Annotated in this window: 7 protein-coding genes; 5 read left to right on the top strand and 2 right to left on the bottom strand. The window is 55.9% G+C overall.

What is annotated here, in order from left to right; genetic code table 11:
- A partial coding sequence (locus ACR0K1_RS23915) for a formate--tetrahydrofolate ligase (RefSeq protein WP_480852118.1) occupies positions 1-139 on the bottom strand: 139 nt, incomplete at its 3' end.
- A gap of 173 nt (positions 140-312) precedes the next feature.
- Positions 313-1248 (bottom strand): LysR substrate-binding domain-containing protein, encoded by a 936-nt coding sequence (locus ACR0K1_RS23910; RefSeq protein WP_170694192.1) that lies wholly within the window; start codon positions 1246-1248, stop codon positions 313-315.
- Positions 1249-1486: 238 nt separating this feature from the next.
- On the opposite strand from ACR0K1_RS23910, the gene ACR0K1_RS23905 reads away from it, so the two are divergent.
- From ACR0K1_RS23905 to ACR0K1_RS23885, 5 genes are all read left to right on the top strand, one after another.
- Positions 1487-2440, top strand: coding sequence for an ABC transporter substrate-binding protein (locus ACR0K1_RS23905; protein WP_480852115.1), 954 nt, complete (start codon positions 1487-1489; stop codon positions 2438-2440).
- Positions 2441-2522: 82 nt separating this feature from the next.
- Positions 2523-3551, top strand: a complete 1029-nt coding sequence (locus tag ACR0K1_RS23900) for a glycine betaine/L-proline ABC transporter ATP-binding protein (protein ID WP_170694194.1) — start codon at positions 2523-2525, stop codon at positions 3549-3551.
- Entirely contained in the window at positions 3551-5533 is a 1983-nt protein-coding gene (locus ACR0K1_RS23895) for an ABC transporter permease (RefSeq protein ID WP_480616000.1), read from the top strand. Before ACR0K1_RS23900 ends, ACR0K1_RS23895 begins: the two co-directional genes overlap by 1 nt.
- Before the next feature lies 1 nt (position 5534).
- Positions 5535-5906, top strand: coding sequence for a cupin domain-containing protein (locus ACR0K1_RS23890; protein WP_480852114.1), 372 nt, complete (start codon positions 5535-5537; stop codon positions 5904-5906).
- The gene (locus ACR0K1_RS23885; RefSeq protein ID WP_480616004.1) at positions 5903-8302 is read left to right on the top strand and encodes a trimethylamine N-oxide demethylase; all 2400 of its coding nucleotides are present in this window, start codon (positions 5903-5905) and stop codon (positions 8300-8302) included. Before ACR0K1_RS23890 ends, ACR0K1_RS23885 begins: the two co-directional genes overlap by 4 nt.
- Positions 8303-8322: the final 20 nt, after the last annotated feature.

The raw sequence follows: 8322 nt of genomic DNA, 5'->3' as shown, positions 1-8322 counted from the left end.
TGAAGTCCTGGCTGACCTTCGCCTTGTCGTGGCCGTAAGGCAGCAGATCGTCGCTGGAGATGCCCAGCTTGGCACCGATTTCCTGGATCGGATTCTTGTTCGCCTCGCGGGCAATCTCAATGTCGGATTTGTAGCTCATTGGGTTTTGGACTCCCTGCAAAAGTAGGCCGAACGAATTCAAACAGGTCCGCATGTACGGCCTGGCCGGAATCGGATTCTTTCTTTACGGTAAATAAATATTCCCTTTGGTCAACCTCTGAATTACAGAGACTTTGACAGAACGATCATTTATCGCGCGATTGCACCTTCGGATCACGCGTAACGCTTGCGACCTGCGCTGAGCCCCAACAACCAATCCTCGACAATGCGTCGTTCCGGAAATGCTTTTTGCGATGGGCTCTTCAGAAGATAGTATCCCGACTGCGTTCGCACCGATACGTCGTGGATTGGCCTGACCAACGCACCACTTTCGAGCAGCGGGTCAACAAGATGGGCCCAACCCAAAGCAACCCCTAATCCATCGACCGCTGCTTGTATCGAGAGAGGGTAGGTGTTGAAAGCCACAGCGCGTTCCATCAAAGAAGTGGAGATTCCATTGCCGCTAAGCCAGGTATCCCATGTCATCCATTCCGCATGGCTACTGGTCACTTCAATCAGATCCAACTCCGGCAGCGCGGATAGTGCTGCCGCCTTCGGATTACTTTTGAGATAGTCAGGGCTACACACCGGGAAAACGGTTTCCCCGAACAAAAGCTGCGCCTCATATCCGGGCCAATCCCCTTCACCGCGCAATATCGTCAGATCCATTGAATCAGACAGGCACTCTGCGTCGCTGTCCGAAGACACCAGCGAAATACGGATGCGTCCATTGGATTTGTTGAACTTGCGTAGCTGCGGCATCAACCAGAGCGAGGCAACGGAGTTGGTCGCAGAGATCGAAACCGTATTGGCCTGATGTTTGGCCAACATATCACGGCTGACGTCTCGTATCAGATCCAGCGACTTTTCAACGGTCGCCAGCAATATGGCCCCTTGCTGTGTCAGCGAGACCGACCGATGACCTCTGACAAACAAGGGTACGTCATAATGTTGCTCCAACAGACGCACTTTGCGACTGATGGCAGTTTCCGAAATGTTGAGCACCTTGCTGGCCTGCGCAAAGCTCTGGGCCTTGGCGGCCGCTTCAAAAGCCAAAAGGTAGTCGAGCGGCGGGAGGACCTTCCCGGTAACTGGTGCTTTCTTTGGCATCTGACGGCGGATTCCCGATCTGAAGCGGATTGCAATCAAAGAACATTTGCCTGCGTCGACTGGAAACCGATCAGGCAACTGACTGTTAAGATAGTAAAAAACCGATTTAGCCTCAAGATTTTATGGGCAACGCCTCTCAAATTTCTGTTCTGCGTCTCGCGCAAACTTAGGCAGAATGACCAAATTCGGGGCCGGAAGAGCCCTCAATCCAAAATCGAACGTCACTCAGGGAGCAAACATGAAACTTTCAAACCTACTTTCTGCTGCAACCTTGGCAGCGGTAGCGGGCACCGGTGCGATCGCAGAAGACAGCAGCGATCCGATCGTAATCCCAATTCACAACTGGTCCAGCCAGATCGTGATGTCTTACGTGGTCGGTCAGTTGTTCGAAGAGATCGGCGATAGTGTCGAATACGTCACGACTGACAGTCAGGCGGTCTACGAGTCGGTGCGTCTGGGCGACGTCACGCTTGAGATGGAAGTCTGGGAAGGCGCGTTTGGCGCATCCTTCCGCGCAGCTCTGGAAAAGGGCGGTCTGCATGATGCAGGCGACCACGATGCTGTCACCCGCGAGGACTGGTGGTATCCGATGTGGACCAAAGAGTCCTGCCCCGGCCTGCCGGATTGGGAAGCTTTGAACGATTGTGCGCATTTGTTTGCGACAGCCGAAACCGGCGACAAAGGCCGATATCTGGACGGTCCGGTAGACTGGTTGAAACATGGTAAAGAGCGTGCTGAAGCGCTCGATCTGAATTTCACCGTGATCAACGCAGGTTCGGCTGCAGCCCTATGGGCCGAGATTGGTGCCGCAGAGGCGGACAAGAAGCCGGTTCTGGTCTTCAACTGGACACCCAACTTTGCCGAAGCTGTCTGGCCCGGTGAGTTTGTCGAGTTTCCGGCCTGGGAAGATGGATGCGACAAAGACCCGTCCAAAGGTCCGAACCCGGATGCGCTGTATGATTGCGGCAATCCGGCTACCGGTTACCTGAAAAAGGCCGCTTGGGACGGTATGAAAGACAAATGGCCTGCTGCTTACTGTGTGTTGACTGAAATTTCCTTCACCAATCCGCAAATCGCAGAGATGGCCAAGCTGGTCGATACGGACGAGCTGGAACCGGAAGAAGCAGCAGCCGAATGGCTGGATGCGAACCGCGCTGTTGTTGATCCCTGGATCAGCGCCTGCAGCGGATAATCCGGTCGTACACAACGAAACTGGCGCGGCCTTCCTGATCTCATTTAAGCAAGGCCGTGCTTAACAAGAAAGAAAGGCAGCCATGTCCGCCTCAGCGCCTGTAATCTCAGCCCAAAACGTCTGGAAATTGTTTGGACCTTCGCCCGAGAGCTATCTGAAGTCTATGCCGGCTGGCCGTAGCTTCGACGAGATTCGTGCGGACGGCTATATCGCCGGGGTCAAGAACGTCTCGATTGAGGTTGGCCGGGGCGAAATGCTGGTCATCATGGGACTGTCCGGATCAGGCAAATCAACCCTGGTGCGGTGCTTTTCGCGCCTGCACGACATCACCGGCGGTTCTATCAAGGTTGATGGTCAGGATATCATGGGCCTGAGCGAGCGAGACCTGATCGAATTGCGACGCAATAAGATGGGCATGGTATTCCAGTCCTTCGGCCTGTTGCCGCACCGTACGGTCTTGGATAACGTTGCCTTCCCGCTGGAAATGCGCGGTCAGGATCGCCATGACCGGCGCGAGCGCGCTTTGGAAGTTGTCAAATTGGTCGGCCTTGAGGGCCGCGAAGAATACTTCCCACGCGAGCTTAGCGGTGGGCAACAGCAGCGGGTCGGCATCGCCCGGTCCCTGGCGATTGAACCGGATATTTGGTTTCTGGACGAGCCGTTCTCGGCCCTTGATCCATTGATCCGCCGCGAAATGCAGGATGAATTCCTGCGGCTGCAAGAGATGCTGGGCAAGACCATCGTCTTTATCACTCACGATTTCGACGAAGCGCTACGCCTCGCAGATCGCATCGCAATCATGCGCAACGGTGCGGTTGAACAATGCGATACACCTGATCAGATCGTCATGAACCCGGCCACCGAATACGTGGCAAAATTTACCGAAGACATCGACAAAGCCCGTGTCGTACACGCAAAAGGGCTGGCGAAACCGATCAATGGACATGCTCTTGAAGGAGCGCCCGTCAATGGCGGCTCGACCATCCACGAATTGGCGCGGGTTCTCGTTAATGACAACCGCATCCTTCTGCCGGTTGCGGATGACAAGGGCATTGTCACCGGTGTTCTGGAACGCGACGCCGCTTTGAATGTCTTGCTCGGAGCCGAATGATGGCGACGCTATCCACTGATCTGCACGAGGCCTCGCACAAGCCATGGGGGCGTACCCGCGTGCTTACGGCATTGCTGACCGTGGCCTTTGCACTGATCCTTGTCAAGGTCGTCGGTGTTTTGCCCGAATGGCTGAACCGCATTCCCGAAGCGGCCATCCCACCCACAGCACAGCTTCTGGATGCGATCTTCAACTTCATCCAGAACGACCTTGGCCTGATCTATGTGACTCGCTTCATCGCCGAAGGCCCGCTGGAGTTTTTGTTGGACACGTCGGCCAACCTTTTGGAAGGCAAGCGTCGCTGGCCTAATCTGGGACCGATCCCATGGTCTGCGATTGCCGCAGTTGCCGGTGTTGTCGGCTATGCCGTAGGGGGATGGAAGTTGGCAGCCCTTGGAGCGGGCACATTCATCTGGACGGCGGCAATCGGGCAGTGGAAAATCGCCATGCAAACCATGTCCGTGATTGTCGTCGCGGCACCCTTGGCGTTCCTGCTGGGTCTGGTTCTGGGTATCGCCGCGTGGAAATATGGCTGGTTCGAGCGGATGCTGAAGCCTATCTTGTCGGTGTTGCAGACCCTGCCCTTCTTTACTTACCTGCTGCCTGCGGTGATCTTCTTTAAAGTCGGACCAACAGCCGGTGCCGTGGCAACGATTACCTTCGCCATCCCGCCGATGATCCTGATGACAACACTGGGCCTTAAAAAGGTCAGTCCCGAAGTGATCGAAGCGGGTCAGATGTCTGGCTGCACCCGCTGGCAGATGCTGCGACATGTCTATGTTCCCGCCGCGCGCACCGAGATTTTGGTTGGAGTTAACCAAGTGATCATGTTGTGTCTGGCCATGGTGGTGCTGACCGCATTCATCGGCATGCCCGGCCTTGGCGCCAAGCTGTTAGCGATGATGGGCAGTTTCAAACTCGGGCGTTCTTTTGAGATTGGTGTGACCATCGTTCTTCTGGCGGTCATGCTCGATCGGATGTCAAAGGCTTGGGTCGTCAAACAGCCCGTTCATTTCGAACGCGGCACCCCATGGTGGAAGCGGCACCAGATCTCGCTGGTCGCGCTGGGTCTGTTTGTCGGGTTTATCCTGCTCTCGCAGGTCTTCCCGATCCTTGCCGAAGTTGGCCGCAAGCAGCACCTGAGCCAAGGCAAGGAAATTGACGTGGTAATCAAGTCGATTCTGGCGATTGATGCCATCAAGGGAACGACCGAATGGTTGCGCTGGTTCCTGAACGTCAAGGTTCTGATCCCGTTCCGAGACACGTTGCTGGCGATCCCTACCCCCGCCTTCATCCTGCTGGTCGTTGCCTTTGCCTATTGGGTCGGCGGACGCCGCCCCGGCATCTATGCTGCAGTCTTCTTTACGATCGTGGCTTTCTCGGGCTGGTGGGATCGCTCCGTTATCACGCTCTACACGGTGATTTCGGCGGTCGCGCTGGCGACACTGATCGGTATCCCCCTGGGAGTTGTCGCGGCCCGATCCACCCGCTGGTCCAAGAGCATCCTTCTAGCCTGCGACACCGCGCAGACTTTCCCCAGTTTCATCTATCTGATCCCAGCAATCATGCTGTTCGGCGTCAATGATGTGGCCGTCGTGTTCTCGATCCTGATCTTCGCCGCTGTGCCATTGATCCGGTACACCATTATTGGCCTCAGCAGCGTGCCCCCGGAAATGACAGAAGCGGCGGACATGTCCGGGTCCACGCGGCGCCAAAAGCTGATGTCGGTTCAATTTCCGCTGGCGCTGCCAACAATGGCCGTCGGATTTAATCAGGCGATCATGTTTGCCTTTTTCATGGTCATCATCGCGGCCTTCATCGGCACACAGGACCTGGGACAGGAATTGCAACGCACGCTGGCAGGTACCGAGTTGGGCAAAAACTTTGTCCTTGGCCTGAACGTGTCGCTGATGGCGCTGACCTTTGACATGGCCATCAGCAGCTGGGCGGAAAAACGTAAAAAGCGACTGGGGCTCGACTGAGATGGCACAGCTAAAAAACAGACGCAGTGTTGCCCGTTTCGACGACAACGGCTTTGTCAGGATGCAGATGACAGACCTGCCCGACGAACAAGTTTGGTGGAAGAATGTCAGCTTTGACCAGGATACCGGGCAAGGCAGCTATCTGATGAAAATGGGGCCAGGCACGCGCTCGAACCCGCATGTCCATCATGGCCCAGAAGAGTTCTTTGTCCTTGAGGGTGACCTGACCGATCACGATGGATTCAGCTATCGCAGCGGTGACTTCGTAAGTCTTGCCGCAGGTTCCAGCCATTTTTCACACACCAAATCGGGATGCCTTTTAGTGGTCACGCACCGCGGTACGACCGAATCCATTCAGGAAGGTGCATTATGAATGTGAAGCCGGTTTTTGAGGTACCATACGAACGAAGCGGGGTTCTGGCCCCCGGCCTTCCTATCCTGCCTCATGGAACAGAACGCCATCCCGTCCCCGCCGCTGGATCACGTGCGGTTCCGGTGTCCAAAGGCGACAAGATCACTTTGCTGGATCGCGATGGGATGCAACCGGCCGAAATGGTCTTTTTTGCTCCTGACCGAAGTTCCGACGCAGCCATGCTGGGCACGCAGGGGCATGGGCAGCCCGAAGGGTTGATTGCAACGCTGACAAATGGCTCGGCCTCGGGACAGAAAGTGCTGCGCGCACTAGAGGTCGCAGGCTTCGATATCGGACGCGGGGATGCAGTCCGGGCTTTTTCGGACGGGTCGCGCCCGGGCGATATGGTGCATTTCGTAGCAGAAAATGACGGCCTGCTGATTGTCGCCGCACCGGGCGAAGCGATGCGGCCCGAGAACAACAACCCTCCGACCGACATCATTCTGTACATCCAGAGGGCCGCGCCCGGCCTCGAGAAACCCGAAGTTGGTCCGCCCGAACCGCTAGCCGATCCTATCAAGGACATCAACATCCAACCGGGCAATGCCAAATCCTATGAGGTCAAGGCCGGGGAGTTCATCCAGATCGTCGATATCCGGGGCCGCGAGTGCTCGGACTTTCAGGCCTTTAGCCGCCGCGCCTTGGATCAAGGGATCGAGCGCGAAATTGACCCGACGACAACCCGCAGCCTGATGGGCAGTTTGTATCCTCAACCAGGGATCTTCTCGAAATACTGGTCGGTAGATCAAGAGCCTTTGGTCGAAATCGTACAGGACACTTGCGGACGGCACGACACCTTCGGCCTTGCCTGTACCGCGCGGTATTACGAAGACCTTGGCTATCCCGGTCACGTGAATTGTTCGGACAATATCAACAAGGATCTGAATCAGTATGGTATCAAGCCGCGCGGAGGCTGGCCGGCGATCAACTTCTTCTTCAACACAATGCTGGACCAGACCAACGCAATAGGCATGGATGACCCGTGGTCGCGGCCCGGTGATTTCGTGCTGCTGCGCGCGCTGACGGATCTGGTCTGCGTCAGCACCGGCTGCCCCTGCGACATTGATCCGGCAAATGGTTGGAATCCAACAGATATTCAGGTGCGAACCTACAAGGCGACCGAGAATTTCAAGCGATCCTATGGCTACAGAAAATCTGCGGAGGCGGATGTGGAAGAAACCAAGAAAACAGCATTTCACGACTGCTTTGCACGGCACACCCGTGATTTCATAGAATACAACGGCTATTGGCTGCCCAACACGATGACCAATCATGGTTCCATTGCTGAATACTGGGCCTGTCGGGACAAGGTCGCGGTCATGGACCTTAGCCCCCTGCGGAAATACGAGGTTGTCGGGCCTGACGCAGAAGAGCTGATGCAACTTTGTATGACTCGCAACATGAAAAAGCTGAGTGTTGGTCAGGTCGTCTATACGGCCATGTGCTATGAACACGGCGGGATGATTGACGATGGCACCGTCTATCGTTTGGGTGAAACAAACTTTCGCTGGATTGGCGGGAGTGACACCAGCGGATTGTGGCTGCAGGAACAGGCGCTCAAACGCAATATGAATGTCTGGGTGCGTAACTCGACGGACCAGTTGCACAACATCGCGGTGCAGGGGCGTCACGGCCGCGACATTCTTTCCAAGATCTTCTGGACGCCACCTCAGCAACCAACGATCGAAGAACTGCCATGGTTCCGGCTTACCGTCGCACGTGTGGGCGATGTGCAGGGGACGTCAGTGGTTATTTCCCGGACCGGTTATTCCGGTGAACTTGGATACGAAATCTTCTGCCACCCCAAAGATGCGGTCGAGATCTTTGATCGCGTTTGGGAAGCTGGTCAGGAATATGGTATCGCGCCGCTCGGGCTTGCGGCACTCGACATGTTGCGGATCGAAGGCGGTTTGATTTTTGCCGGGTCGGAATTTGACGATCAGACGGACCCGTTTGAAGCAGGCATCGGCTTTACAGTACCGCTGAAATCAAAAACCGACGATTTCATCGGACGGGCCGCGATCGAGGAACGCAAGGCGCACCCGCACCGCAAACTGGTCGGTTTCGAGATCGAAGGCGGCACTGTCCCTTCGCCCGGCGATTGCGTGCGCGTTGGAAAAGCGCAGGTTGGAGAGATAACCAGCGCAATGAAATCACCCGTCCTTGGCAAAGTCATCGCGTTGGGTCGGATTTCGGTTACACATGCCACCATTGGGGCAGACATTGAGATTGGGCAACTGGACGGGCAGCAAAAGCGGTTGAAAGCCACGATCGTTCCATTCCCGCACTTTGATCCGACAAAGGAACGTGTGAAAGGGATATACGCAGAAGCGACCGTTCCGGACGCTGCAGAGTAGCCGCAAAAAAGGTGACGACA

The organism is Ruegeria sp. F5 (assembly GCF_056533845.1).
The sequence above is the reverse complement of the archived record's forward strand: the minus strand, read 5'-3'. Positions and strand labels throughout refer to the sequence as shown.

Excerpts from the sequence above, each read along its gene's own strand:
- ACR0K1_RS23910 (WP_170694192.1), bottom strand. The coding sequence starts at position 1,248 with ATGCCAAAGAAAGCACCAGTTACCGGGAAGGTCCTCCCGCCGCTCGAC.
- ACR0K1_RS23905 (WP_480852115.1), top strand. The coding sequence starts at position 1,487 with ATGAAACTTTCAAACCTACTTTCTGCTGCAACCTTGGCAGCGGTAGCG.
- ACR0K1_RS23900 (WP_170694194.1), top strand. The coding sequence starts at position 2,523 with ATGTCCGCCTCAGCGCCTGTAATCTCAGCCCAAAACGTCTGGAAATTG.
- ACR0K1_RS23895 (WP_480616000.1), top strand. The coding sequence starts at position 3,551 with ATGGCGACGCTATCCACTGATCTGCACGAGGCCTCGCACAAGCCATGG.
- ACR0K1_RS23890 (WP_480852114.1), top strand. The coding sequence starts at position 5,535 with ATGGCACAGCTAAAAAACAGACGCAGTGTTGCCCGTTTCGACGACAAC.
- ACR0K1_RS23885 (WP_480616004.1), top strand. The coding sequence starts at position 5,903 with ATGAATGTGAAGCCGGTTTTTGAGGTACCATACGAACGAAGCGGGGTT.